The sequence below is a fragment of the uncultured Sneathiella sp. genome (assembly GCF_963976355.1).
Classification (GTDB): Bacteria; Pseudomonadota; Alphaproteobacteria; order Sneathiellales; family Sneathiellaceae; genus Sneathiella.
Map to the genome: position 1 here is coordinate 134,386 of NZ_CAXBKA010000004.1, position 26,416 is coordinate 160,801.

At 50.1% G+C, this 26,416-nt stretch carries 23 protein-coding genes; 10 read left to right on the forward strand and 13 right to left on the reverse strand.

What is annotated here, in order from left to right:
• Positions 1 to 14: 14 nt before the first annotated feature.
• The gene (locus AAC599_RS10870; protein WP_340150422.1) at positions 15 to 1,367 is read right to left on the reverse strand and encodes an ABC transporter substrate-binding protein; all 1,353 of its coding nucleotides are present in this window, start codon (positions 1,365 to 1,367) and stop codon (positions 15 to 17) included.
• Positions 1,368 to 1,571: 204 nt separating this feature from the next.
• Between AAC599_RS10870 and AAC599_RS10875 the strand changes: the two genes are divergently transcribed.
• Entirely contained in the window at positions 1,572 to 3,188 is a 1,617-nt protein-coding gene (locus tag AAC599_RS10875) for a short-chain fatty acyl-CoA regulator family protein (RefSeq protein ID WP_340150423.1), read from the forward strand.
• A 15-nt stretch (positions 3,189 to 3,203) separates the two neighbouring features.
• Here the strand turns inward: AAC599_RS10875 and AAC599_RS10880 are convergent, their stop codons facing one another.
• The 3 genes from AAC599_RS10880 to AAC599_RS10890 form a co-directional block, all read right to left on the reverse strand.
• Positions 3,204 to 3,752: a hypothetical protein gene (locus AAC599_RS10880; RefSeq protein ID WP_340150424.1), complete on the reverse strand. Its 549-nt coding sequence runs from the start codon at positions 3,750 to 3,752 to the stop codon at positions 3,204 to 3,206.
• Positions 3,753 to 3,905: 153 nt separating this feature from the next.
• Complete coding sequence (locus tag AAC599_RS10885) at positions 3,906 to 6,578, reverse strand: VWA domain-containing protein (RefSeq protein ID WP_340150425.1); 2,673 nt, start codon at positions 6,576 to 6,578, stop codon at positions 3,906 to 3,908.
• Between the two features lie 233 nt (positions 6,579 to 6,811).
• Positions 6,812 to 8,035, reverse strand: coding sequence for an MFS transporter (locus AAC599_RS10890; protein WP_340150426.1), 1,224 nt, complete (start codon positions 8,033 to 8,035; stop codon positions 6,812 to 6,814).
• A 355-nt stretch (positions 8,036 to 8,390) separates the two neighbouring features.
• On the opposite strand from AAC599_RS10890, the gene glpK reads away from it, so the two are divergent.
• Together glpK and AAC599_RS10900 are read left to right on the forward strand one after the other, a co-directional pair.
• Positions 8,391 to 9,887, forward strand: coding sequence for a glycerol kinase GlpK (gene glpK / locus AAC599_RS10895; RefSeq protein WP_340150427.1), 1,497 nt, complete (start codon positions 8,391 to 8,393; stop codon positions 9,885 to 9,887).
• Positions 9,888 to 9,917: 30 nt separating this feature from the next.
• Positions 9,918 to 10,517, forward strand: coding sequence for a 2-hydroxychromene-2-carboxylate isomerase (locus AAC599_RS10900; protein WP_340150428.1), 600 nt, complete (start codon positions 9,918 to 9,920; stop codon positions 10,515 to 10,517).
• Here AAC599_RS10900 and AAC599_RS10905 read toward each other — a convergent pair.
• Genes AAC599_RS10905 through AAC599_RS10915 form a run of 3 tightly spaced genes read right to left on the reverse strand, consistent with a single transcriptional unit; the run spans position 10,514 to position 12,752 of the window.
• Positions 10,514 to 11,341 (reverse strand): substrate-binding domain-containing protein, encoded by an 828-nt coding sequence (locus AAC599_RS10905; RefSeq protein WP_340150429.1) that lies wholly within the window; start codon positions 11,339 to 11,341, stop codon positions 10,514 to 10,516. The genes AAC599_RS10900 and AAC599_RS10905 overlap by 4 nt on opposite strands.
• Positions 11,338 to 12,054, reverse strand: a complete 717-nt coding sequence (locus tag AAC599_RS10910; RefSeq protein ID WP_340150430.1) for an ATP-binding cassette domain-containing protein — start codon at positions 12,052 to 12,054, stop codon at positions 11,338 to 11,340. The genes AAC599_RS10905 and AAC599_RS10910 overlap by 4 nt, the downstream gene beginning before the upstream one ends.
• Positions 12,048 to 12,752: an ABC transporter permease gene (locus AAC599_RS10915; RefSeq protein ID WP_340150431.1), complete on the reverse strand. Its 705-nt coding sequence runs from the start codon at positions 12,750 to 12,752 to the stop codon at positions 12,048 to 12,050. The genes AAC599_RS10910 and AAC599_RS10915 overlap by 7 nt, the downstream gene beginning before the upstream one ends.
• Positions 12,753 to 12,977: 225 nt before the next feature.
• Here AAC599_RS10915 and AAC599_RS10920 point away from each other — a divergent pair, with 225 nt between their 5' ends.
• Both AAC599_RS10920 and glpD read left to right on the forward strand, forming a co-directional pair.
• Positions 12,978 to 13,742 (forward strand): DeoR/GlpR family DNA-binding transcription regulator, encoded by a 765-nt coding sequence (locus AAC599_RS10920; protein WP_293962924.1) that lies wholly within the window; start codon positions 12,978 to 12,980, stop codon positions 13,740 to 13,742.
• 133 nt (positions 13,743 to 13,875) lie between these two features.
• Positions 13,876 to 15,393, forward strand: coding sequence for a glycerol-3-phosphate dehydrogenase (gene glpD, locus AAC599_RS10925; protein ID WP_340150432.1), 1,518 nt, complete (start codon positions 13,876 to 13,878; stop codon positions 15,391 to 15,393).
• A 69-nt stretch (positions 15,394 to 15,462) separates the two neighbouring features.
• Here the strand turns inward: glpD and rffA are convergent, their stop codons facing one another.
• A complete protein-coding gene (rffA, locus tag AAC599_RS10930; RefSeq protein ID WP_340150433.1) occupies positions 15,463 to 16,593 on the reverse strand; it encodes a dTDP-4-amino-4,6-dideoxygalactose transaminase in 1,131 nt (376 codons plus the stop codon).
• Positions 16,594 to 16,855: 262 nt separating this feature from the next.
• On the opposite strand from rffA, the gene AAC599_RS10935 reads away from it, so the two are divergent.
• The 5 genes from AAC599_RS10935 to AAC599_RS10955 all read left to right on the forward strand — a co-directional run bounded on the left by AAC599_RS10935 (position 16,856) and on the right by AAC599_RS10955 (position 21,431).
• Entirely contained in the window at positions 16,856 to 18,403 is a 1,548-nt protein-coding gene (locus tag AAC599_RS10935) for an AMP-binding protein (protein ID WP_340150434.1), read from the forward strand.
• A gap of 88 nt (positions 18,404 to 18,491) precedes the next feature.
• Positions 18,492 to 18,833, forward strand: coding sequence for a heat shock protein HspQ (gene hspQ / locus AAC599_RS10940; protein WP_340150435.1), 342 nt, complete (start codon positions 18,492 to 18,494; stop codon positions 18,831 to 18,833).
• 229 nt (positions 18,834 to 19,062) lie between these two features.
• Entirely contained in the window at positions 19,063 to 19,692 is a 630-nt protein-coding gene (locus AAC599_RS10945) for an XRE family transcriptional regulator (protein WP_340150436.1), read from the forward strand.
• Positions 19,693 to 19,722: 30 nt separating this feature from the next.
• Positions 19,723 to 20,208, forward strand: coding sequence for a hypothetical protein (locus AAC599_RS10950; protein WP_340150437.1), 486 nt, complete (start codon positions 19,723 to 19,725; stop codon positions 20,206 to 20,208).
• 164 nt (positions 20,209 to 20,372) lie between these two features.
• Positions 20,373 to 21,431 (forward strand): alcohol dehydrogenase, encoded by a 1,059-nt coding sequence (locus tag AAC599_RS10955; RefSeq protein ID WP_340150438.1) that lies wholly within the window; start codon positions 20,373 to 20,375, stop codon positions 21,429 to 21,431.
• A gap of 60 nt (positions 21,432 to 21,491) precedes the next feature.
• Here AAC599_RS10955 and AAC599_RS10960 read toward each other — a convergent pair whose 3' ends face one another.
• The 5 genes from AAC599_RS10960 to AAC599_RS10980 form a co-directional block, all read right to left on the reverse strand.
• Positions 21,492 to 22,709, reverse strand: a complete 1,218-nt coding sequence (locus AAC599_RS10960) for an ABC transporter substrate-binding protein (protein WP_340150439.1) — start codon at positions 22,707 to 22,709, stop codon at positions 21,492 to 21,494.
• Positions 22,710 to 22,776: 67 nt separating this feature from the next.
• Positions 22,777 to 23,784: a branched-chain amino acid ABC transporter permease gene (locus tag AAC599_RS10965; RefSeq protein WP_340150440.1), complete on the reverse strand. Its 1,008-nt coding sequence runs from the start codon at positions 23,782 to 23,784 to the stop codon at positions 22,777 to 22,779.
• Between the two features lie 4 nt (positions 23,785 to 23,788).
• On the reverse strand, positions 23,789 to 24,661 hold the full coding sequence (locus tag AAC599_RS10970) for a branched-chain amino acid ABC transporter permease (protein ID WP_340150441.1): 873 nt from the start codon (positions 24,659 to 24,661) through the stop codon (positions 23,789 to 23,791).
• Between the two features lie 10 nt (positions 24,662 to 24,671).
• Positions 24,672 to 25,385, reverse strand: a complete 714-nt coding sequence (locus tag AAC599_RS10975) for an ABC transporter ATP-binding protein (protein ID WP_340150442.1) — start codon at positions 25,383 to 25,385, stop codon at positions 24,672 to 24,674.
• Positions 25,382 to 26,197, reverse strand: a complete 816-nt coding sequence (locus AAC599_RS10980) for an ABC transporter ATP-binding protein (protein WP_340150443.1) — start codon at positions 26,195 to 26,197, stop codon at positions 25,382 to 25,384. Before AAC599_RS10980 ends, AAC599_RS10975 begins: the two co-directional genes overlap by 4 nt.
• Between the last annotated feature and the right edge of the window lie 219 nt (positions 26,198 to 26,416).

Sequence of the window (26,416 nt, forward strand, 5' to 3'; positions counted from 1 at the left end):
TGGTTTTCATTGGACTACATTTTTACTTCGTATGGACCCAATTCACCACCGAAAATTGTCCAATCATACTCAACCTGAGCACGTGGAGTAACATCAACCACTTTCAGCAGATCAAACTGACTGCTTGGGTTGTCATTCCCACGCACCACAAGAACATCTTTGAAGCACTGATGATCCTCTGCGCGGTAAAGCGTCGGGCCATTACCCATGCCATCAAAGTTGAAACCTTCAAGCTGCTTGATCACTTCCGGAGGATAAAATGTTCCGGCCATTTCACAGGCATTCGCATACAATAATGTCTGTACATAGCAGGTATGAGCAGCCATGGATGGCGGCGCGCCATATTCCGCACCGAAGGACTGAACAAAGGCCTTCGAGCCCTCATCCTGTAGTGACCAGTTCCAGTTGGTCGTACCCAGAATTCCCTTGATCGCATCGCCCGCACCTTGCGCCATCAGACGCGAGAAGAGAGGAACCACAATCTCGAAATTCTTACCATTGACCTGCTTGTCACGCAGACCGAACTGAACCGCCTGGCTAAGCGAGTTGATCATGTCCTTACCATAATGGTTCAAGATCAGAACGTCAGCTCCAGAATTCAGGACCGGTGTGATATACTGAGAGAAGTCACCGGCACCAACCGGCGTCTTTACCGTGTTCACCGTTTCCCAGCCAAGCGCCTCTGTCGAGTTCTTGATCGACTCTTCCTGGGTCCAGCCCCACGTATAATCGGCCGTCAGGTGATAAGCCCGGCGGTCACCGCCATACTCCTTATTCAGCACAGGCGCCAGCGCAGCACCGGACATGTAAGCATTGAAGAAATGCCGGAAGCCGTAGCGGCGCTTGTCCTTACCCGTCGTATCGTTGGAATGGGTCAAGCCAGCCATAAAGATAATGCCCTGCTCCTGACAGAGTGATTGAACGGCGACGGCCACACCGGAGGAAGAGCCGCCGGTAATCATCAAGACACCGTCTTTTTCAATCATGCGTTTCGCCGATTCGCGCGCTGCATCCGATTTCGTCTGGGTATCACCGGTTGAATAGGTCACTTTCTTGCCAAGAACACCGTTACCAGTGAGCATTGACGGCTTGAAGGTGTTCAGCATACCGCCGTCCCCTTCTCCGTTCAGATGCTTGACGGCGAGCATGTAGGCGCGCAGTTCATCGGCTCCCTCATCTGCGTAAGGCCCGGACTGCGGCACATTAAAGCCCAGTTTCAGTTCGCCGGAATTCTCAGGATTGTTGCGGAACTCTTCGGCCCAGGCGTTCTTTACAAAGAAGCTTGGCGTCGCAGCAACCAAGCCGCCAACAGCACCAGCCTTGAGTAGGCCGCGGCGCGACAAGCCTGATTTTTTAATATCGCTCATGAATTGTCTCCCATAGGTTATTGGATCATCCCCGGGCAGGGCGAACTTGATATGTTATTAATTCAGCTTCGACCCTACCATGTAAAAATTTCACATTTTTGCCATTTTTCCCAATAAAACCTTGTAAAATGGAGGTTTTTTATGTAAATATTTTCTAATTTATTTTGTAAATCTGTAAATTTGTGTAAATTTTAGGAGCCGCCAATGGCGAAATCCCCGCTTCTTGGCAATCGGTTACGGCGTTTGCGCAAGGAAAAAGAACTGACGCAGGTCGAGCTGGCCGATCGGCTGGGCATCTCCGCGAGCTATCTTAACCTTCTTGAACATAACCGGCGCAGCATCACCGTTCCCTTATTGTTGCATTTAAGCAAAATCCTGAAAGTCGACCCGCAGGTATTTTCACCTCAAGAAGAAGGCCATCTGATCGGGGAGATCACCGATGCCCTGAAAGACCCGCTCTTCTCGGACGATGAATTTACGGCCGACGAAATTGCCGAGATGGCCGCGGACGCCCCCTCGTTAAGTTCCGCCTTCAAGAAAACCTATGATGCCTTCAAAACCGCACAGACAAACTTGCAGCTTTTGAGCGAACGACTTTCCCAGGATTTGCTGTTTGCCGACTCATCTTTTCGACTACGAACGCTTGTGACGTCCATTATGTCGTCTACTGAGATTGTTCACGACAATGAAGACCTCAGCCCGAAGGAACGCAGGGAGTTTTTGCAAATCGCATTGAAAGATAGCGATGCGCTAAATGACACGGTAAATGAGATGCTAGGCGTCGTCGGTGACGGAAGTCTGACTGGCAAGACCTGGGCGCCCTCCCCGAACGAGGCTGTTTCTGATTTTATCCAGGCCCGTAATAACTATTTTGACCAGATAGAGACAGCAGCAACGGAGTTTCGAACGTCTCTAGGTGATAACAACCTTCCGCCAATGCCCCTCATGATCACACATTTACAACAGGAGTATGGCATAAGCGTCGATTTCGCGACGCGTGATAGCCATAATACCGAAGCAACGCTCTACGACGAGAAAAACCAGTCTCTGGTTCTCTCGAAGTCATTACCTCAATCAAGTGTGAATTTTCATCTTGCCCTGCTCTGCGGGCAATTGAAATTCCCCGAACTTTTTAAAGAACTGGCGAACGCACCAGAACTACCGACGGATGCTGCACAGCAAAAAGGGATAGCGGCGCTCGCCAATTATTTTGCCGGCGCCTTTTTACTGCCGTATGAGCAATTCTTTCGCTCAGCAGAAGATTTAAGATATGATATCGAACTCCTGCAGCAACAGTTCGACGCAAGCTTCGAACAGATCTGCCATCGGCTGACAACCTTGATGCGGCCCGGGAAAAACGGCGTGCCTTTTCACCTGATCCGATGCGATATCGCGGGCAATATTTCGAAGCGTTTCAGTGCCTCCGGCTTGCGTATCCCGAGATATGGCAACTCCTGCCCCCGCTGGGTCCTGCATGCCGCGTTCCTGACCCCGGGCACCTTATGTCCACAAATATCCGAAATGCCCGACGGAAGCCGTTTTTTCTCGATTGCCCGTACCGTCACTAAACCAAGCCTCGGATACGCCCAGCCAAAACGCCATTACGCCATCAGCATCGGATGCGATATTGCTGACGCACATCGACTAATTTATGCAGACAGCCTAAATCTCACCGCTCCAAAGGCCGTGATGCCCATCGGTATAACCTGTCGGCTTTGTGAGCGCCCGGACTGCGCCCAGCGCGCCGCACCACCGCCCTCTCAAACGCGGCAGGCTATACCTCAGAAGCGCAACATTTCACCGGGCATCGGGGATTTCTAAAGCGATCACAGAGAGCTAATAGCTATTGAGGACAAGTTGGCCTTTTGCGGTTCTGCGGATTGCGCCATCACGTATGGCCGTGAAGTCGAGTTGCATATTGACACCTGTAAGTGTCCGTTTATAAATCTGCATGTCATAACCGCCGGAGGCACTGATCGCCATTACATAAATGGTCAATGTCTGCTTTTCCAGCTGCGCCCAGGAAACCGTGTCCCCAGCATAGACATCACCTGAATTACTATCCTTCCAGACATTGCCCTTGTCCGTTTTGACAAAAGTGAGTGTGGTTTCCTTCAGAACTTCCGTAGGGTCTCCCGGTGTTCCTTTCTGGCGCAAGAGCGTCCGCCAGGTAATAGAAAAATCCCCTTCCGCCGTCGGCTTGATATTCACATCAATATCGCGACTCGTAATCGGAAAACTGACACTCACATTGCTTTCCGAGACAGCGTTGCCTCGCCAGTCCCCCTTGAAAGCAGAAATTGGCAAATCCTTTGCCATCGCAGTTGCGGGGGCGGCCATGACAACGGCCAGAACAAATATCAGAAGGCTTTTTATGTTACTCAAAACTCAGGTCCCCATAATTTTTTGCGTCATACTCCGTATGCGAGAATGCATTCTAAGATAAGCGACGCCTGCCTTCCAGTGTTTTAAATCCGGATTTAAAAGAAAAAAGGCCGCAGATAGCTACGGCCTTTTCCCTTCCTGTCAACAAAGCCATCAGCTTTCATCGACGACAATTTTTCCGTTGGTAATATCCGAATTGTCGAGAGACGCGTTTTCAACCACAATGGAGAAACCGGCTATTTCGACATTCGATCCGTCGGTGACTGTAATCGTTGTATTTCCTCCCGATTCTGAGAAGACAACATGATCTGCCCGTTCACCGGCTGCAATGTCAAGCCTGTCAAAAATTGCGGACAGGTTGATAACGTCTGAGTCACCGTTGGCGCCGAAATCTTCAATAACATCATGACCGTCTGACCCTACATCGCTGTAGTAGAACTGGTCATTGCCATCACCGCCAGACAAAGTATCATTCCCGCCAGCGCCAATAATAATGTCATTGATCGCACTGCCATCAATATCCTCACCCGCCGCAGTTCCCAGCAGGCTATAATCCGGCATGATCGTTATCGTCAGCACCGCCGAGCTCGTCGATCCATCCGTATCAACAATGGTATACCCTATCTCTTCCTGCTCGACCCCGGTGACACTCTTATTTGCAAGAAATGCATATGCACCGTTTTCAAAATTCATCTCCAGAAGACCAAAATCTGTATCAATATACAAAAGGTTGCCTTCAACCGTAGAATTCGGGCCTCCTGCAAGGGTATATGTCTCGCCTTTATAGCTGATGGATTCAATCGGAGTATCTGCAAGCGGGTCTGCGCCCAAAACATCATTATCGAGCACATTACCGGTTACCCAATTATATTCGGGGTCAATACTGGACGATAAATCCTCGACGTTATCTACATAGCTATAGGGTGTACCATCCGGATTATTATCTTCCGCTGTATTATCGATCTGGCCTAGATATATGCTATTTTGAGCATCACTTCCGATGCCAACAGCATGCACTTTAACTCCCGTGAGGCTGTTATTAACCCAATTGTTAAACCTATCAATACCGGCCAGCGTCTCTCCCACAGTTGGCTGTCCATCAGACAGGAAATATATCACCTTCTCATGACCTGGCATGAACTCAACGGTGCTCGTCAGGTCTAGAGCCGCTTCATAGTTAGTGTTGCCGCCGGTCAAAGTATCTAAATCATCAAGAGCATCCAACACGGACTGCAAAGTTGTATACGTCCCGGCATTATGAAAATTCGCGACTTCATCAAAATCTATCAGCGTTATCACGGTGTTCGGTTCATTTAGCTCGAACAGGTTAATTGCCAAATCTTTGAGTGCATCTTCCATCAATTGCAACTCGTACTGGCTCATACTGCCGGATGTATCCATTACAAAAACAGCGTGCGTATTGGATGGAGACACTGTTATTGTGGGACCGTCATTAACTGCAGTAGGTCCATCATCAGAAGGCGGCACCTCATCAACAGTTACATCGATAGTGAAGCTCGTGCTCGCTTCATTATTGCTATCGGTCAGCTCTCCACCACCAGCCACTGTTGCCCCTTCGGTCGCTGTCGCCGTTACGGTCAAAGTGAAATCCGTGTCATCATCCGTAGGCGGGGTAATTGTCAGATTTGCAAAGTCCCAACCTGTAATGTCAACGTCAGAACCATCACCAACGAAGTTATTGACACCATCGGAGAGCGTTGCCCCCACAGGCACGCCGCCAACGGACACAGCAAGAGTTTCAGAGCCGTCATTATCCTGAAGGGCGGCTGAAATTTCGGGAAGCTCTATCGCTGTGTTCTCATCCCCAGAGGCCGTGCTGTCGCCAGAAGTCGTCGGAGCATCGGCAACCGCATCAATGATGGCTGTCCCGTTGCCCTCCGCAGACCCGGTTGCGCCGGCGCCATTCTGGAAATTCGCCGTTACATCCAACGGAATATCCGCATCGGAGTTTTCTGGCGGCAACAGAAACATTAGCGGTAAAACACCATTAGAGGCCGAGACAGTATAGCTACCACCAGCAACATTCACTTCATTCCCTGCGCCTGTTCCGCCAACAAAGAAGCGTGATCCGGCAGGGAAGCCGGAAATATCAACGGACGTCAGTTCTTCATCTGTATCCGGTGTAAATCCGACAAAAACCTGCATCGGCAATTCAGATGTATCACCAACATTCTGGTTTGGCTGCCAATCTTCATATCCACCGCTTACCGATCCGGACTGACCATCCGCTGTCTCAAACGTCAGGGTAACCGTACCTGTCGGATCATCCGGTCCAGGAGGTGGCGGAGGCGGCGGCGGAGGTGTCTCGGGAGGTGTGCTGGAAATCGGATCAAAGTCCTCATTCTCACCAATAATCTCTTCAATTTCCTCACGGCCAAAAGACAATTCGGTCGGCGGCAGCAAGTCAGCAATCCCGATAGGATCGCCGATACTGCCCTCATTGAAAGGGGTGAAATTTGCGCCACCACCATCACTATTGTCGTCACCGGCCTCCGGATTGATGTCTGCGAGCGAGTATCCCTGAATAAGCGGAGTAATCTCGCTTATTTCCACGATTTCACCATCTATCAGTTCAATCTTAGGGGGATTTTCCGTTGCACCAAAAGTCAGGAAGTCCTGGAGCAGGATAGGTTCACCACCTTCAGCCGGAACAACAATCAGATTGCCTGAATCCTGTGTAAACAAGACACCCTGAAGCGATTCAATCGGTAACCTGATTGTCTTTCCAGGCGCTGCTTCAATAACAATTTCAGCACCGCTTGTATTTTTAGTGCCGATGGTGTTGTTACCGTTTGGCGTTACCATTTTACCCTACTCCACAAACCTAATTTAATCCTGGTGACGTCGAATCAGCTAACTCTCTCTAAAAATAGCCAAATTCTAGCCATATGTCTGTAAATTTGTTAATTCTGAAATAAAAGTACTATGAAGAAGCATATCTCTTCATCCCCTAAACGGGGGATATGATAAAAAAATTAGTAAAATTTTAATCTTCTTCGCCTGAGACTGGCGAAGAAAAAAGCGAAGGATTGCGTCATTTATCGAAAACGAGAAGACAGCGCGATCATGGTCATGATAGCGGATAGCAACGCAATCAATACTGAAATCAGGGCAATCGCCTTTAGGGAGGCGCCAGCATCCAGTGCAAACCCCATAAAGACGGGACCAAGCGCCGATCCGAACACCATAACGACAGTGGCCACCGAACGAATGGCACCGAGATGCCGGGTGCCATAAAGTTCCGGCCAAAGCGAAGACAATACCGGATTGGTCGACCCAGCTCCCACGCCAAGAAAAAACATGACAATCCCGGCAAATATCTGTTCAGGGAAAAAAGCAAATAAAAGTATGCCGAACGACATGGGCAGCAATACAAATGGGACGAGCCTGCGCGCCCGGAACATATCTACGAGAAAGCCGGCCATCATACCGCCACACAACGAAGCGATTGCAAAAATGACAAAGCTCAAACTCCATATTTCGAAATCCCACCCCTTCAGCGCGATGAAATACACCTGATGAAAAAACAGCCCGGTAATAATCGCGGCCTGCGCCATCGCCGTCGGAAGCAGTAGATAAAACTTACCGTCACGCAACATCTCTGCGCGGGTCCAGTGTTTGGCATCCTCATCTGCTGCCTGAAGTTCCGATGCTCCCGTTCCATCCTGATGGCTTGTATGCCGGATCAGGAAGGACGCGCCAGGCAACAATGTTATTGCCGCCAAAATCGCCATCCCCGGCCAAATCATGCGCCAATCGACAAAGCCAAGCGCCAACACGATGAGCGGTGGAAATAATGCCTCTCCCAATGGAAAACCAAGCGCAGCAATCGCAATGGCACGACCCCGCTCCACTTCATAACGACGTGCCATTGCCGTCAAGGCGACATGAGTCATCATTCCCTGTCCGAGAAACCGGACACCAATGATGCCAAAAAATAACGAGATTGGGCCTTGGACAAAACCAAACGCAATCATCGCCGCCACCATCAAAAGCCCGATCTTGAGAACGAAACTTTTGAGTGGCAAGCGATCAACCAGTGGTCCTGCCTTCCAGAGAAGCGCGGCGCAACACAGGGTGGCAACTGTATAGATACTGCCAAACTCTCCATTGCTGAGGCCAAAGTCATTGCGAATATGGCCGCCAATAACAGAGATCACATATGTCTGACCCGGCCCCGACCAGAAAGCCAGTAGCAACCCGAACAGAAGAAATCGCCATTCCTGACGGATGAAAGGTAAGGTACCTTGCAGACGCAACATTATTCACAACCGATAAAAAGCTAACGTCCGTCATTGCGTCATGTATGGAAGATCAAGTCAATCGAACAACGTCAGCTTATGAAGCATTTTTCGATCCGGTCCAGTGTTTCCATGGCTGGAAGGCATTGAGCCACCAAACTGTTTGGCTCGCGTCCTCTACTTCGCAAAGTTGAAGCCCCGAGAGGTTACGTCAAGCCGGAAAACCAAAATCAGGCCTCTTTGCACCAATTTCGCGAAAGCGAGCTTCTTAGAAATCAAAAATTGAACACTGCACCTCATAAAACGGGCTGGCATATCACTGCTCTGCATGCCAAAATCCGATTACAGGGAATAAAGATAAAAGCGAACAAAACGAATGCCAGAATATATCCTAGCCATTGATCAGGGTACCACGTCTAGCCGCGCCATCCTTTTCGATCAGGCGCATCAACCAGTAACCGTTGGACAGCAGGAATTCAAGCAGCATTTTCCGGCTTCCGGATGGGTCGAGCATGATCCGGAAGATATCTGGCACACAACGCTGGCAACCATTAAGCAGGCGCTGGAACGCGCAAACGCAACGATCAAAGATATCGCTGCCATCGGCATTACCAATCAGCGAGAAACAACCGTCATTTGGGATCGGGAAACTGGAAAGGCTATTCATAACGCAATTGTCTGGCAAGATCGTCGCACCGCACAGTTCTGTGCGGAACTGAAGTCGCAGAAACTGGAACCGTTATTCTCGGAAAGGACGGGGCTTTTACTGGACCCCTATTTTTCCGGCACCAAAATCACCTGGCTGCTTGATAATGTTACCGGAGCGCGTGATGCGGCCAATGCCGGGAAACTCGCGTTCGGGACGATAGACAGTTTCCTCCTCTGGCGGCTAACTGGTGGAAAGGTTCATGCGACGGACGCCACCAATGCCAGCCGAACACTCATCTATGATATTCATGAAGGATGCTGGTCCGATGAGTTGCTGGAAATTCTGAAAATTCCGAAGTCCCTGTTACCAGAGGCTCGAGACAGTTCAAGCGACTTCGGTGATCTGGACGCATCCCTGTTTGGCCACGCCGTCAAGATCACCGGCATCGCAGGCGATCAGCAGGCTGCCGTTGTCGGTCAGGCCTGCACCAAACCCGGCATGATGAAATCAACATACGGGACGGGTTGCTTCGCCCTGCTCAATACCGGCGATACACCTATTCAATCGACACATAAGCTTCTGACGACAATTGCGTATCAGTTAAACGGCAAGCCGACATATGCGCTGGAAGGATCAATTTTCGTTGCCGGTGCAGCGGTTCAATGGCTTCGGGACGGTCTTGGTATCATCGAACATGCGGCGCAATCGGGCGAGTTTGCAAAGGAGGCGGACGCCGGCCAGTCCGTCATAATGGTACCCGCTTTTGTCGGGATTGGCGCCCCCTACTGGGATGCGGATTGCCGTGGCGCGATATTCGGTCTCACCCGGGCAACCGGCCCGAAGGAACTCGCAAAGGCCGCGCTGGAAAGTGTCTGCTTTCAGACCCGGGACCTGCTCAACGCCATGCAGGCGGATTTCGCCGATAGCCAGTCCCACGAGACAGTGCTGCGGGTAGATGGCGGCATGGTCGCATCGGAATGGACAATGCAGCGGCTCGCCGACATTCTGGGGGCGCCGGTCGACCGCCCAGTCTCTGCAGAAACGACAGCTCTGGGGGCCGCCTATCTTGCCGGACTTCAGGTTGGGTTTTATCCATCGATTGAAGAGTTTTCGAATAGCTGGCAACGGGAGAGGCAGTTCGCGCCTTCTATCTCTCAACAGGAGCGCGAAGCCGCATATGAGAGATGGCAGGACGCGGTGCGCCGTACCCTCTCAAACCACTAATCGGATAATAAGGACAGAAAAGTCATACGCATGGCAGTAATCGAATATTTTTATGCCGGATATTCCGCTTTTGCCTATATCGGTCATGCGGAACTCTTGCGCATCGCCAAGGCAGCAGGGCGGGAAATTACCCACCGGCCATTCGATTTACGCAAACTCGTTCTGACAACCGGCGCACAGCCTATCGCCTCCCGGACACAAGCACATAAAGACTATTTCTTTGGCCGCGAGATCGAGCGTTGGGCGGAGTATCGCAACATACCAGTAATGAAAGGAACGCCAACCCACCACGCTCACGATATCACGCTTTCCAACTGTCTGTTGACCGCCGGCCTGGTTCAGGGTTTGAATATAGATACGCTGTCGCTGGAAATGTTGCACGCCCATTGGGTCGATGATTTTGATCTGGATAACCAAGAGGATCTGAAAGAAATATGCGCACGGGCCGGGATTGATCCAGCTCCGCTTCTTTCCGCCGCGCTATCCGATGAAGTGCGTGCACTCTATGATGCGAATACGGAGGAAGCCATCCGCCGGTCGGCTTTTGGCTCCCCCACATATTTCATTGATGGCGACATGTTCTATGGACAGGACCATCTGGAATTGATCGCCCATACCCTGAAGATCTAGCTGTCGCTATCAAGTGTTCCGGCATTCGGAACGAAAAGCTGCTGGCCAGCGATTTCATACTCTCCGATCATCTTCTGAGCCTTCGGGCTGACCAGCCATTTTTCAAGCTTCATGGCCAGCTCCTTTTTGACATGAGGATGTTTTTCCGGATTTACCGGCAAATATGCATATTGATTGAACAGCACCGGATCACCGGAAAACAGCAGTTCCAACTCCCCCTTATTCTTGAAATTCAGCCAGCTCGCACGGTCCGCGAAGACATATCCGTTCATTGCACTTGCTGTGTTGAGTGTGGCACCCATGCCGGAACCACTGGCACGATACCACTGCCCTCCGTCTTTTTCAGGGTCAAGGCCAGCCGATTTCCAGAGTGCCAGCTCTTTCCGGTGAGTACCACTATCATCCCCGCGGCTGACAAATACGCCGCCTTTCTCTGCAATAGCGGCCAAAGCGTCGGCTGCCGTTTTCGCGTCCTGAATGCCTGCCTCATCGGTTTTTGGGCCGATAAGGATAAAGTCATTATACATGACCTCCCGGCGGTGCGTACCAAACCCCTGCGCCACGAATTCCTCCTCGGCTTTGCGGGAATGTACCAGAATGGCATCAACGTCACCTGCCCGCCCCAATTTCAAGGCCTGGCCTGTTCCAACGATCAGGAGATGCACGTCAATTCCGAGGTCCTTCTTGATCTCGGGAACCAGAATATCCGACAGGCCGGAATTATGAAAAGAGGTCGTGACTGCCATTTTCATCTCGTCGGCCATCGTCACTGTCGCCGTCATCAACCAGATGGCCAATGCCGTTAAGAAAGATCGGAATTTCATATCAATAGATCTCCTCTGATAAAAGTTGTTGCTTCCTTGGTTTTGGGTCCGTCAAAAAAGTCACTGACGGCGGCGCGCTCGTGGATTGCGCCGTGATACATGAACAATATTTCCGATGCGAGTCGGCTTGCCTGCCCGAAGTCATGGGTCGCCATCACAATGCGCGTCCCTTCTTCAGTCGCCACCCGGATCAGCGCCTCGATCTCCTGGGTCGACGCGCCATCAAGATTTGTAGTTGGCTCATCAAGAAACAGGATATCCGGCGCCGTGATTAACGCCCTTGCCATTGCCAGTTTTTGCTTCTCTCCCCCGGAGAGAACAAGCGCGTTCCGGTGAGCCGCGTATTCCAGACCGACTTTTGCGGTCCAGTCTTCTGCTGTAGCCCGTGCCGTTCGATGACCAACACCGCGAACATAAAGCGGATAAGCGATATTTTCGATAACAGACCGACGCAGCATTACAGGTGTCTGGAATACGAAAGACTGGCGAGCGTAGGCATCACTTTTCCTGACGGACCATTTGACGCTGCCGGAACTCGCCTGTTCCAGACCATGCATCAGACGCAGCAGAGTTGTCTTCCCTGCCCCATTCGGTCCAATGACAATACTGCAGCCGGTTTCTCCGATATGAAGATCGAGCGGGCCGAGGATCGGCTTCCCGCCCTTGCGCACGGACACATTTTGCAGGGACACGGGAAGGATTGACGCTACCATGTCCCCTCGCGTTCTGTTCTCGACAAAGTATGAATCGCCAGATTAATCAGTATCGCTATGGTTATCAGGACAATGCCGAGGCCAAGCGCAAGCGGAAAGTTCCCCTTGCCCACCTCAAGAGCAATGGCCGTGGTCAACACACGGGTCAGATGATCAATATTTCCGCCGACGATCATGATGGCGCCGATCTCGCCAATGCCGCGGCCAAACCCCGTCAATGTTGCCGTCAACAATCCACGCCGCCCGTCCCAAAGCAAAGCCTTCATCCGCTGCCACTTGGTGGTCTTCACGGAGATAAGAAGGTCATGATACAGAAACCAGAGCTCCCGCATGGACTGATGTGAGATCGACGCAATAATCGGTGTCACGATGATCACCTGCGCGATGATCATGGCCGTCGGAGTGAACAGGAGGTTGAGAACACCGAACGGGCCGGATCGCGACAAAAGGATATAGACCACCAGCCCGACAACAACCGGGGGAAGTCCCATCAGCGCATTCAACAGTGCAACGGCGAGACGCCGGTATCGAAACCGCGTTACAGATAACCAGGCCCCAAACGGCAGACCAATCGCTGCGGCGATAAGAACGGCAGAAATTGTCACCTGCAAAGATCTCAGTGAAATTTCAATGAGGTCATGATCCAGGTGTATAATAAGCCCGACAGCCGATTGCAGCCCTTCAATTATATCGTTCATTCTGTCTGCAATGTATCGGAACCAGATGTTCCTCAGACTCCCTGTTTGCGTCGTTTTTTATTCCGCTTGCGCGCATTTCACAAGGAAGTAGTAAGGCATGGCAGATGTTATTACCAGAATCTTCCTGAAGAGTTCCAAATTCATCTCCAGAGGCATCTTTTCAGTTTTCTTTCGTATTGACGCGATATAGACAGTATACTCACTCAAAAAACGGGGGAACCTTTCATGCATCTGACCGAGCGCCAGGCAGAAATTGTTGAAATCGCCAAGTCGCGTGGACGAGTGCAGGTAGATGACCTGGCCGCGCATTTCGATATCACGCCACAAACGATCCGGATGGATCTGAACAGCCTCTGTGCCAATCGGGTGCTTGTTCGCTTCCATGGCGGCGCCCTCTTTCCGGAAGCGAATGAGAATGTGGAGTATGAAGCGAGGCGGCAGATAGCGGCCGCGGAAAAAGCCGCCATCGGAGAGGAAACTGCCAAAATCATCCCGGATCATTCCTCCCTTTTCATCAATATCGGCACAACAACGGAAGCGGTAGGACACAGCCTGGTCAATCACAAAGGCCTGATGGTCGTTACAAATAATATTAATGTCGCAAATAACTTACGACTTTATCCGTCAATCGAAGTCGCTATCGCCGGCGGTGTTGTCCGTCATTCAGATGGCGGCATTGTCGGTGAGGCCGCCATTGATTTCATCAACCAGTTTCGTGTTGATTATGCCGTCATCGGCGCCTCTGCCATTGATCCCGACGGCTCCCTCCTCGATTTTGATTTTCGTGAGGTCAAGGTTGCCCAGGCTATCATAGCGAACGCGCGCCATGTAATCCTTGTTGCTGATTCGACGAAATATGCCCGCCGTGCACCGGTGAAAATCGCCCGGATCGCTCAGGTGGACACACTGATTACCGATCGCGTTACTGAACCGTCCATCCGCCAAATCTGCGCTGAGGGCGATGTCCGGGTAATCGAAGTCGCCCCTTGATCCTTCATAAATCAGAAATGAGTCTTACAAGCGATATTTTCGTTTTATTTTCTTTTTGTTTTCATATATAGCTTATTACTCTTCGTTATGATCGATAATTCAGTGAATTCGCATTTCAGGAAAGCGGGGCTTGATGACCGCGGAATTTGACCTGTTTGTTATTGGTGGAGGTATAAACGGATGCGGCCTTGCACGTGATGCGGCAGGTCGTGGCTATTCCGTCGCTCTTTGCGAAATGAATGATCTCGCGAGCGGCACATCTTCCGGGTCGACAAAGCTCGTTCATGGTGGTCTTCGCTATCTTGAGCATTACGAGTTTCGCCTGGTTCAGAAGGCGCTCTCTGAGCGTGAGGTGCTTTGGTCAAATGCACCACATATTATCTGGCCGCTGCGTTTTGTGCTTCCACATCATAAAGGCTTGCGCCCCGCCTGGCTGCTGCGCTTCGGCCTCTTCCTTTATGATCACCTTGGCGGACGCAAGAAACTCCCTCCGACAAAAACGCTCGACCTTAGAAAGGCAATTCCGGGAAAGTCACTGAAAGAAGAATTTTCAAAGGGCTTCGAGTACTCGGACTGCTGGGTAGATGACTCCCGCCTGGTGGTGCTTAACGCGATGGACGCCGCTGCCCATGGCGCGGTTATCGAACCGCGAACAAAATGCATCTCGGCAGAGGAGAAAGATGGTCTTTGGTACGTAACAACAGAAGATGGTCAGGCAGGGAAAACGAAAACCAGAACGGCCCGGATGATTATTAACGCTGCAGGCCCGTGGGTTGACGATGTCATTGACGCAACGACACATAACAATACGTCCCATAATGTCCGCCTTGTTCAAGGTAGTCATATCGTTGTTCCCAAACTCTACGAACATGACGAATGCTATATATTTCAGAATGAGGATGAGCGTATTATCTTCGTCATCCCCTATGAGCAGGACTACACCCTGATCGGTACGACTGACAGGGATTACAATGGTGATCCGGGTAAGGTGACCATCAGCGAGTCGGAGATTTCATATCTATGCGATGCCGCCAGTGAATATCTGAAGAATCCGGTGAAAAACTCTGACGTCGTCTGGACCTATTCCGCGGTACGCCCGCTTGTCGATGACGGAGCCAGCAAGGCCCAGGAGGCGACGCGTGATTATGTCCTGAGATGGCAATCGGATACGGAGAGCGCCTTGCTCCTGAACATCTTCGGCGGAAAAATTACGACCTACCGCAGGCTGGCAGAAGCCGTTCTTGAAAAAGTGGAAGAAAAACTTGGCGCCAAGAAGGCCCCCTGGACAGCGGAAGCGCCGCTTCCGGGGGGTGATTTTCCAATGGAGGGTTTCTCAGATATTCTCACACTGGTCCAGAAAAAATATCCGTTCCTTGATACCCATCAGGCAGTCCGTCTGCTCCGCGCCTATGGAACGCAGATATATAACGTTTTAGGGAATGCCACTTCCGAAAGCGATCTGGGCCGCGATTTTGGCAACGGACTTTTCGAAAAGGAAGTCCGGTATCTGATGACTGAGGAGTGGGCGCAATGTGCCGATGACATCGTCTGGCGGCGGAGTAAATTGGGTATCGGGATGACGAGCAATCAACTCTCTGACCTTGATAACTGGATGCAGGCACAACAAGAAGACGTTCGCCTGAACGCGTGATACTCCAGAAGCTGAAAATCGACGTTTAAGTATAATCGGACGGATTCAAGACGCACTCAATAGCTCATTTTATACGCCGAAATAAGACAGAATTTTCGAAATGACCAGGTTCTGATCTTCCACCGACAAGTCCCCAAAAAGCGGAAGCCTGACCAATCTCTCTGCGGTTTCAACCGTATTTTTCAAATCTCCATGTACTCTGCTGGATAACAGACCCTTTGGCGAGCTATGCAAAGGAACATAATGAAAATAGGCGTGAATATCACTTTCCTTCAGGAACGTGATGAAATCTGTCCGGCTCTCCAGATCCGGCAGCAGAAGATAAAACATATGCCCATTATGCGCGCATTCCTGCGGAATCTTGGGCAGTCGGGCCAGGCCTTTATCTTCAAGAATTTTCAACGCGTCATAATACCGGTTCCAGATTTTAAGGCGTGCCTCCGTGATCTTCTCCGCCTGGTCGAGTTGCGCCATTAAAAAGGCCGCATTCATATCGCTGGGCAGATAGGAGGAACCGATATCGCTCCACGTATATTTATCGACCTGACCGCGGAAAAACTGCTGTCGATTGGTGCCCTTCTCCCTGATAATTTCTGCTCTTTCAACAAATGTTTTATCCCGCAGCAACAGGGCTCCGCCCTCGCCCGCGATGATATTTTTCGTTTCATGAAAGGAGAAGGCGCCCATGTCACCAATAGCCCCAAGTGGACGCCCCTTGTAGGTTGACATGACCCCTTGAGCTGCATCTTCAATGACCAGCAGGTCATGGCGTTTTGCAATGTCCATAATGACATCCATCTCACAGCCCACACCCGCATAATGCACCGGAACGATCGCCTTGGTGCGCTCTGTGATCGCATCTTCGATAAGCTTTTCATCGATATTCTGTGTATCTGGCCGTATATCGACAAACACGGGCGTCGCCCCGCAGAGAACGAATGCGTTCGCCGTCGAAACAAAAGTAAAGGACGGAAGAATAACTTCATCGCCTTGCTTAACACCAGACAGGAGGGCCGCGATATCCAATGCACCCGTGCAGGAATGCGTCAGCAATGCCTTGGTTACACCGGTATTCTTTTCCAGCCACCGATGGCAGTCCTTGGAGAAATTGCCATCACCAGCCACATGGCCGGCCAGCATCGACCGTTGAATATAGTCAACTTCATTACCTGTAAGATAAGGTCTATTAAACGGAATCATTATCCTGTCTTCTTCTCAAAATGTCAGTTTGTACTAACAGGTATCACCGGTTGAAATAAGCGGACTTCTTCTAGACTGTATTATGCCAAAACTGCCTAGCACAAGAATCCAATTCTATGCAGAATTTTGTAAAAAGAAAGTGAAGGCGTTAATAACTAACTCACTATGACTTGAAAAATTGTTGCAGCAACATCCTGCGACACATATCCTTTTTTAAAAGTTCCCGAAAAAACAGGGATAACAAAAAAGGGAGGGTAATATTATGTATCCGGGGAAATATGCACTGGAAAACCCTGATCGACCGGCATTTATCATGGCGTCTTCAGGTGACATCGTTACATATCGCGACTATGAAGCAAGAACGAATAAGCTCGCCCATTTCATGCTGCAACAAGGGCTGCAGCAGCGCGACCACTACGCAATTTTTATGGAAAACAATGCTTGGTATCTTGAAAGCTGTGGTTCGGGAGAACGAACGGGCCTCTACTATACCTGCATAAATTCCTATCTCACGGCAGAAGAACTGGCCTACATCATCAACAACAGTGAATCAAAGATTCTCATCACGTCTGATGCGAAACGATCCGTCGCGAAAGAAGCGTTGAAATCATGCCCGAACGTGAAATTAAGCATCGTTGTTGATGGAGAAACCGACGATCAGTTCATCAATCTTCAGGAAGCAACCGCAGACTGCCCAACAATACCGCTTGAGAATGAAAAGCTTGGCCTATCAATGCTTTACTCATCAGGTACGACCGGGCAGCCGAAAGGCATCCTGCGCCCTATGCCGGACAATCATCCGCTGGACCAGATCCCGCTGTATATCTTTCTGCAGAAGCTTTGGCAGTATCGGGAAGATATGATTTATCTGTCCCCGGCGCCCCTTTATCATTCCGCGCCGCAAGCCGCCGTCAATTTCACAATCCGTTTTGGCGGTACAGTCATCATCATGGAGCGTTTCGATCCGGAGAAATATCTGAACTTGGTTTCAAAGTATAAGGTGACCCACAGTCAGCTTGTCCCCACCATGTTTTCACGTATGTTGAAATTACCCGAGGAGGTTCGTAAGCGCGCAGATACCTCCTCGTTGGAAGTCGCAATTCATGCCGCTGCTCCCTGTCCGGTGCAGGTCAAGAAAGACATGATTGACTGGTGGGGCCCGATTATTCACGAGTACTATGGTGCCACTGAAGGTCTGGGTTTCACCGCCTGTAACAGCGAGGAATGGCTTACCCATCCGGGTTCTGTCGGAAAAGTGCTCTTGGGAAATTTGCATATTCTTGATGAAGAAATGAACCCCTGCCCAATGGGAAAATCCGGCACAGTCTGGTTCAAGACAGCAACCGAATTTGAATATTTCAATGATCCTGAGCGTACAAAAGAATCGCTTTCGCCGGATGGCACCATGAGCACGGTCGGTGATATGGGATATAGTGATGAGGATGGATTTCTTTACCTGACCGATCGTGCAACTTTCATGATTGTGTCAGGTGGTGTGAATATTTACCCGCAGGAATGCGAGAATTTACTTATCACCCATCCGAAGGTGGCCGATGCCGCGGTTTTTGGTGTCCCGAATGAAGACTTCGGTGAAGAAGTAAAGGCTGTTATCCAGCCGATGCCAGGGATCAACCCCGGGGAGGAATTCACCGCAGAGCTCTCTGAGTTTTGTCATGAGCATCTCTCTCCTCAAAAATGTCCCCGTTCCTTTGATTTTGCGGAACAGTTACCCCGTTTGCCAACGGGCAAACTTTATAAGCGATTGCTCCGGGATCGTTACTGGGGCGACAAAAAGAACAAGATCGTATAGGAAGCCTTCGCTTTATATATGTTGACTGGCCGCAAATCTCTGCTTTCAAGTCTTGCCCGAGGATCAAACTACATTATGATGGCGGCCTATGGACAAAGATTCAAATGTCAGAGCCGCCAAATTTTCGATCGGGCAAATCGTGAAGCACCGGGTATACCCGTTTCGTGGTGTGATTTACGATGTGGACCCCACATTCAGCAACAGCGAAGAATGGTGGCAATCCATTCCGGAAGAAGTGCGCCCAAAGAAAGATCAGCCATATTACCACCTGTTCGCGGAGAATGCGCAAACAACATATGAGGCTTATGTCTCAGAGCAAAATTTGCTGATCGATGATAGCGGGAAGCCCGTTTCGCACCCGGCTGTGAAAGAGTTTTTCTCGGAACTTCGCGACGGGCGTTACATATACGAAAATCGCCTGCAATCCTGAAGTCAGGTTGATCTGACGGCTCCTTCTCTTGTAGACAAAACACCCCTATCGATCCCTCATAATAAATATCAAATTGGATCCGGAACGACTGCCCTTTGGCAACCCGGCATTCCCGAAGCCCGCCAAATTCAATCTCATGAGTCGGTATACCCTTCACTAAAATATTTCCTAATATGAAATTTATATTGACTCATATGAAATTTTTCATAACCTAATATTAGGAGAAAATATGGACAAGATAGCCGTCAAAACTGCTGAAATCGGCAAACGGCTTCGCGCAGCCCGTATCAGCGCCGGACAAACACTATCCGATATTGCCAAGCGTTCAGACCTTTCAGAAAGCTTTCTTTCGAAACTGGAGAGAGGCCTTTCATCCGCCTCTATTGCCAACCTCATTCAGCTTACTGATGTTTTAGGGTTAAGCCTTCAGGGCTTGTTCGATGAAGATGCAGGGGCGCAGAAGACAAGGGTATCGGTTCACCGCGCCAAGGATAATCTTCCGCTGGAAATTGATAGCAGCGGATATCGATGGCATCACCTGGGTGGAGGCGCCCCGCAAGATCACTTGGAAGTGTTCTACCTGATTTTCCCCATGCAGAATAAAATGGAAGCTTTCGTATCGCACACAGGCCAGGAATGTTGCTATGTGGTCTCCGGAGAAATTCTGTTCTTTGTCGGTGAGGAACGGCATCTGTTGTGCTCTGGTGACGCAATATTTATCGACTCTGAACAGCCTCATCGTGCCGAAAACGCCGGAAGTGGCGAAGCACATGTCCTGATGACAGTTACGAAATCCTCTGAAGTGCATAAATCACCAGATTGGTGGCAGCTAATGGCGTCCCATAGCTCCAAGGCATAAATTTAACTTGATAAGAAAGAGAGGCAATCGATGAGCAAGGAAATCTCGGATACAGCTGAACAGAACGCTTTACTGAATACAAAGCGAGAAGCGTCCCGCAAAGACCATTTACCTTATGTCGTTCGCCATCTTGATGATCTGGATTGGGAAACCATTCGCTGGCCGGGAGAAACCGGTAAGATGGTCTTTCATCCGAACCCTGATCGGCCAACCGAGCCAAATGCTGGCATACTTCGTTTGGAGCCTGGCGCATATCATCCCGAGCATTATCATGGTTTTGCGCAGGTCTGGTATATTATGGAAGGGGAATTCATTATCGACGGCGAGAAATGCACTCCCGGATCGATGCTGTTTCATCCTGATCCGCATTTTGAAGGCGAGTTTAAAACCGAGACTGGCGGGGATATTCTAATAGTGCAGTACCCCGGCCCGACCACCGGAGAGCGGCCTATCTATGCCGGGCGCTTCAATATGGAAAAACGTAATACTGTCAACGAAGAGCGGGTTGATCTCTGATCTGTTCAGTTCATGAAATTCCGACGGTCAAAAGTATACATGACATGGGCGGTTTCCAGTTTTCGATCCTGCCAAAGCTGGAAATGTAACGTCTAGCCCAAGCAATAAATAACCGCTACCATTTAGAATGGAGAAACTAATAAGAACAATAGGGAGAGTAGAAAATGCATTGCCAACAAATAATCCAGTTTGGAGAGCCGTTACAGGCTCGTGATTACCCGACACCTGAGCCAACAGGCACGCAAGTTTTGCTGAAAGTCTCTGCCTGTGGCGTCTGCCATAGTGACCTTCATATCTGGGAAGGGTTCTTCGATCTTGGCGGAGGGCAGAAGATGGACCTCTTGCAACGCATGTCGCTCCCCTTCACCCTGGGACATGAAGTGGTCGGAGAAGTGGCGGCGCTTGGCCCGGATGCGGAAGGTGTGGAAATCGGTGACAAACGCATTGTCTTTCCCTGGATCGGTTGCGGTAAATGCAATGTCTGTCAGGCAGGTGATGAGCTTCTCTGCATGGCCCCGCAAACCGTCGGCACCCGCTATAACGGCGGATATGCGGATGAAGTAATTGCGCCACATCCAAAATATCTCATCCCCTATGATGGTGTTCCCACCGAACTTGCCTGTACCTATGCCTGCTCCGGCCTAACCGCCTACAGTGCCCTTAAGAAGCTCTCTCACCTGAGCGAGAATGACCACCTTGTCATTATTGGCGCCGGCGGCGTCGGGTTGTCGGCGGTTCATTTCGCCTCCAGTGTCGTCAGGGCGAAAATAATTGTGGCGGACATTGACGATACGAAGCGCGCTGTCGCCCGCCAGTCCGGCGCGCATGAAACCATCGATAACAGTGATCCTGATGCGGCGCTTGCCAAACTTCAGGAGATCACGAAAGGCGGTGCGGCGGGCGCCATCGATTTTGTCGGTGCCCCCGCTACGGCGCTTTTCGGATTTAATGGTTTGAGAAAAGGCGGTCATATGGTAACCGTTGGCCTCTTTGGGGATTCAATGCCGCTGTCGATTGCCATGCTGCCGCTGATGATGCGGACGATACAAGGGTCCTATGTGGGTTCTCTTGAGGAAATGCATGAAATGATGGCACTCGTGCGGGCAGGGAAAATCGCTCCAATACCATACGAAATCCGACCCTTGGATGACGCCAATAGCGCTCTGACAGACCTGCAAGCCGGTAAGATAAAGGGCCGGGTCGTCCTCAGTCCACACAAATAGTCATAGAAAAGGGCAGGGGATATAATCCTCTGCCCTGTATTATTCAAGTTAATTATCTGATTAGTTTACAGATACAACCTTGCCCAGAGCATTAAACTTCTCACCAGTAAATTCAACTGGCATCATCGCCTCAATCGGGAAGAAGTCAGTCGGGCTGGTCTGGATTTTAATTCCTGGCAGCATCATATCCAGATCCAGATCTAGATTAGCGGCTTCTTTCATAACGTTCTCACGCGTCAGATTGTCACCAGCCTGTTTCAGCACCTGCTCCATGGTCTGACCGACCAAATATCCATAGGCCGTAAACGCACTAGTCTTGTCACCATCCGGGTAGTACTCATCCATAAACTTTGACCATTTTTTATAGGCCTCTGATTCAAAGTTCGCCGGATCGGTAATGTCCATATAGTACATCAGCGAAATGACGCCTTTTGAATTATCAAGACCTGCTGGCTTGTAAACAGAGCCAACGGAGTTAGAGACGGAGTTATTCAGGAAAACAGCGTCCCAGTTCAGCTCACGGAATTTCTTTATGGCCTGCGCCGCGAACTTTGGCGTTGTAACGTTGAAAAAGACGTTTGCGCCGCTGTCTTTGAGCTTGATCATCTGTGAGTTGATCGTCGGATCCGTAACTTCGTAGCTTTCTTCCGCAACGATAATAGAATCAGCCTTGTCACCCAGATATTCTCTCAGTCCATGAACATAGTCCTTACCATAGTCATCGTTTTGATAAAGAATGGCTACTTTCGGATCTGTCACATTTTCAGTAATATAAGCCCCAAACAACTTACCTTCTGTCTGATAGCTTGGCTGCCAACCCATCGTCCATGGGAAATTTTCAGGATCGCCCCATTTTGTCGCACCGGTGGCAACGAACAGCTGCGGAATTTCCTTCTGATTCATATAGTTATGAATAGCTGAGTTTGTTGGTGTCCCCAGGCTTTCGAAAATGAGCAGGACTTCGTCCTGTTCAATAAGCTTGCGAACCTGCTCCTTGGTTTTTGGCGGGCTATAGCCGTCATCCAGCGAAATAAATTCGATCTTGCGGCCATTCACACCGCCGTTTTCCTTATTGATCTTGTCGAAATAGGCAGCGGTCGATTTACCAATCTGACCATACGCGGCGGCCGGACCACTATACGGCATGGTGTTTCCAAGCTTGATAGAGTCATCCGTTACACCTGGCCCGTACATTTTGTCGGCAAATGCCGATGTTGCGACCATTCCCATTGCGGCAATGGCGGCAAGGCCGAATGTTAATTTTCTCCCATTATACATTAGTTCCTCCTGTTATTAATTATCATATCAATGATACGAGTTTTTTCCACGTATTCAACTGATCCGTTTAAAACATCTTCTTTACTCGTATTCTCAGCAGGTTTACCAAACCGGCAAACCCGGAGGGCATTACATATATGACAAGTATGAGAATAACGCCAAAAATTGCATAGGAAAGGCCCGTAGAGATTTCTTCTGCAAAATTTGGAACTGTCAATATGAAAAACCCGCCGAAAACGGCGCCCCAAATAGATCCCGTTCCACCAACGACCATGCCGATAAACAGCAGGATAGAGAGTTGGAAAGTGAAGCTATCTGGCGCAACAAACTCAATGACGATCGCGGCCAGTGCCCCGGCAATACCGGTGTAAAATGCACTAACCCCAAAGGTCAGGGATTTATACAAAGAGGCATTAATGCCCATAGACCTGGCTGCAATGGGGTTATCCCGAATTGCCATCATGGCACGCCCCGTACGGCTATTGATAAGGTTCCAGGCAATCCAAAACATAAACAGCATGATCACGAAAGCAATGATGTACCACCACTGGTCCATTGTCAGACCGAAGTTGTCAGCCAGAAACGATGGAACCTTTGGCCGGAAAATATCCAGACCCTGGACACCGCCTGTCAGCCCTTCCAGATGGGATGACTTCAAAATCTGGGGGACGGAAACGCCGAGCGCAAAAGTCGCCAGAGCAAGATATAGTCCTTCCAGTCTAAGTGCTGGCAATCCGAAAAGGAACCCGGCGACAAAGCAAACAATACCGCCAAAAGGAATGGTCACATATACCGGCCAATCCAGATGATAAACAAGTATTGCCGCCGTATATGCCCCAACCGCATAAAAGGCGCTGTGGCCGAGCGAGAACTGCCCATTGAAGCCTGTCAGCAGGTTGAGCCCTAATATCGCGATCGCGTATATCATGATCAACGTGCCCTGGAATGTCGCATAACCTTCCAGGAAAAAAGGCAAAGCTGCACCGATGATTATAAACAAAGCCACCCATTTATAGGGCATTTTTGCGCCGACTGTCAGTCTTGGATCTACACGCGTTTCTACATCCGTTGCCATACCGCTACACCCTGGTCACAATAGTTTTACCGAATAGTCCATTCGGCTTGAACAATAGCACCGTAACGATCAGCACAAGCGCGACCGTCAGTTTCAATTCACTGCCAATTGCCGGAATATATGTCCCGGCCATATTCTCGATGATACCAACCAGGAAACCGCCGGCAACGGCGCCCCCTGGACTTGATATCCCGCCAACGATCGCCGCAGCAAATCCGTATAGAAGAATACCCAGCATCATATTTGGTTCCAGGAAGACAATCGGCGCAATCATCATACCGGCGACAGCGCCTATAGCCGCCGCCAGGCCCCAGCCCAACGCCAACATCCAGCCGACACGGATGCCAACCAGCCCGGCAGATGCAGGATTTGCCGCTGCTGCCTGCATCGCCATTCCCACCCGTGTAAACCGGAAGAAGCAAAATATCGCCAACAGCAAAAGCAATGTCACAAAGAACATACCCACTTCATGCAGTCCGATCAGACCGCCAAAAGAGCCATCCGGAAATGGTGAGGGGAATGTCTTGATGTTATGATCCCAGATGGCGCCAGCCAGGCTATTGAAGATGGCAACGAGGCCGATAAATACAACAATATGGCTGAGGACCGGAGCGCTATGGAGTGGCTTAAAGATGATCCGCTCAATCGCAAGCCCGCCGATGAAAGAAATAACAATTGTCGCGAAAAACGCCACCCAATAGGGCAGGCCGCCCGCGATCATCGCCCAGCAGATATAGGTGCTGAACATCGCCATTTCGCCTTGTGCAAAGTTAAAATGGTCGATCGCTTGGTAAATCATGACAACCGCGAGAGCCAGGCAAGCATAAATTGCACCGTTCGCGATACCTGTCAGTATTTGCTGAAGAAAAAGATCCATGGAATTTTTCCTAATACCCTAAGTAGGACCGGCGAACGGTCTCATTTTCAATAATCGATTGTGAGGTGCCGGAAATGACAATATTTCCCGTCTCCAGCAAGTAGGCATGATCCGCCAGCTCCAATGCGAGCGCCGCATTTTGCTCAACCAGCAACATGCTAACGCCCTCTTCAGCATTGATCCGTTTCAGGATATCGAACAGTTCCTGCACAATAAGTGGTGCCAGACCAAAGGATGGTTCATCCAACAGAAGCAATATCGGCCGCAACATCAATGCCCGGCCAACGGCCAACATTTGCGCTTCACCGCCACTCAAGGTTCCGGCTTGCTGATTGCGGCGCTGTTTTAGAATCGGGAAATAATTGTAAACCCGCTCTATATCTTCTGCGATAGCGGCCTTATCGTTACGGCTATAGGCACCGAGCCGCAGATTATCTTCCGCCGACATGCGAACGAAGGTACCGCGTCCCTCGGGGACATGTGCAACACCTTTGCGTGTAATATCTGCGGTACTCAAGGATCCAAGTTCCGTGCCACTGAGATTAATTTGCCCCTTGCGGGTAACCATTCCACTGATGGCACGCAATGTCGTCGTTTTACCGGCGCCGTTTGCGCCAAGAATCGTGGTCACTCCTCCCTTATCCAGACTAAAATCCAGCCCATGCAAGGCTTTGGTCGGGCCGTAGGATGCTTCAAGCCCTTTTACTTCAAGTAAATGACTCATTTTTTGCCCGTCCCCAAATACGCTTCAATGACATCAGGATGCTGTTGGATTGCAGAAGGCGGGCCTTCCGCCAGTTTACGGCCAAAGCTGAGCGCAACGACCTTCTCCGACACTTCCATCACCAGTCCCATGTGATGCTCGACGAGCAGGACTGTTGTTCCGAACTCATCGCGAATTCGCCGTATTGTATTGACCAGCAGAGACAACTCATTGTGATTGAGACCACCTGCCGGTTCATCCATCAACAGCAATTTGGGATGGCTTAAGAGCGCACGGGCAATTTCAAGACGCTTCTGAACCCCGAACGGAAGATCGCCGATACGTTGCAGTGCCGTATCTTCAAGTTCCATAAAGCGAAGAATCTCTAGCGCTTCACGGCGCAGTTCCTTCTCTTCTCTCTTGATCCAGGGCAAATGCAGCGCATTGCTTAAATAGTCTGATTTCCCCTTCGAATGACCGCCAATCATAATGTTGTCCAAAACGGTCAGGTTGGTGAAGAGAGCCAGATTCTGGAAGGTCCGCCCAATGCCGATTGAACTCATCTTATGCACAGGACTTTTCAGGATGGATTGCCCGCGAAACAGGATATCTCCGCCATTGACGTCATAAAGTCGGCTGATGCAATTGAACAAGGTGGTCTTTCCGGCGCCGTTCGGACCTATGAGGCCGACAATCTGTCCGGAGGGTATGTCGAAGGAGACACCATCCAAAGCGACGATCCCGCCAAAATGAACGCTGACATCCTTGACACTGAGCAACGTGTCTGTCGCTTGAACGTCCGCAGACGCTATACTATCAGTATTTTTGTTCACTCATAACTAATGGCTGCACAAGCTCCCAGATGCATCTTCAATCTCATTATGAATACGCTTCCGGACGCCTAAGCGTCCACCTCCCAGTTAAAACGTTATTCGTTATTTTTGCAGTCAGACTGTGCCTCAATATTTTCCTTTTGGCTAGCAAAAAAATATATTGTTTCTAGAGGGTAAGGAAGAATTTTAGTAATTGTTATATTAGAAATCTATCTATAG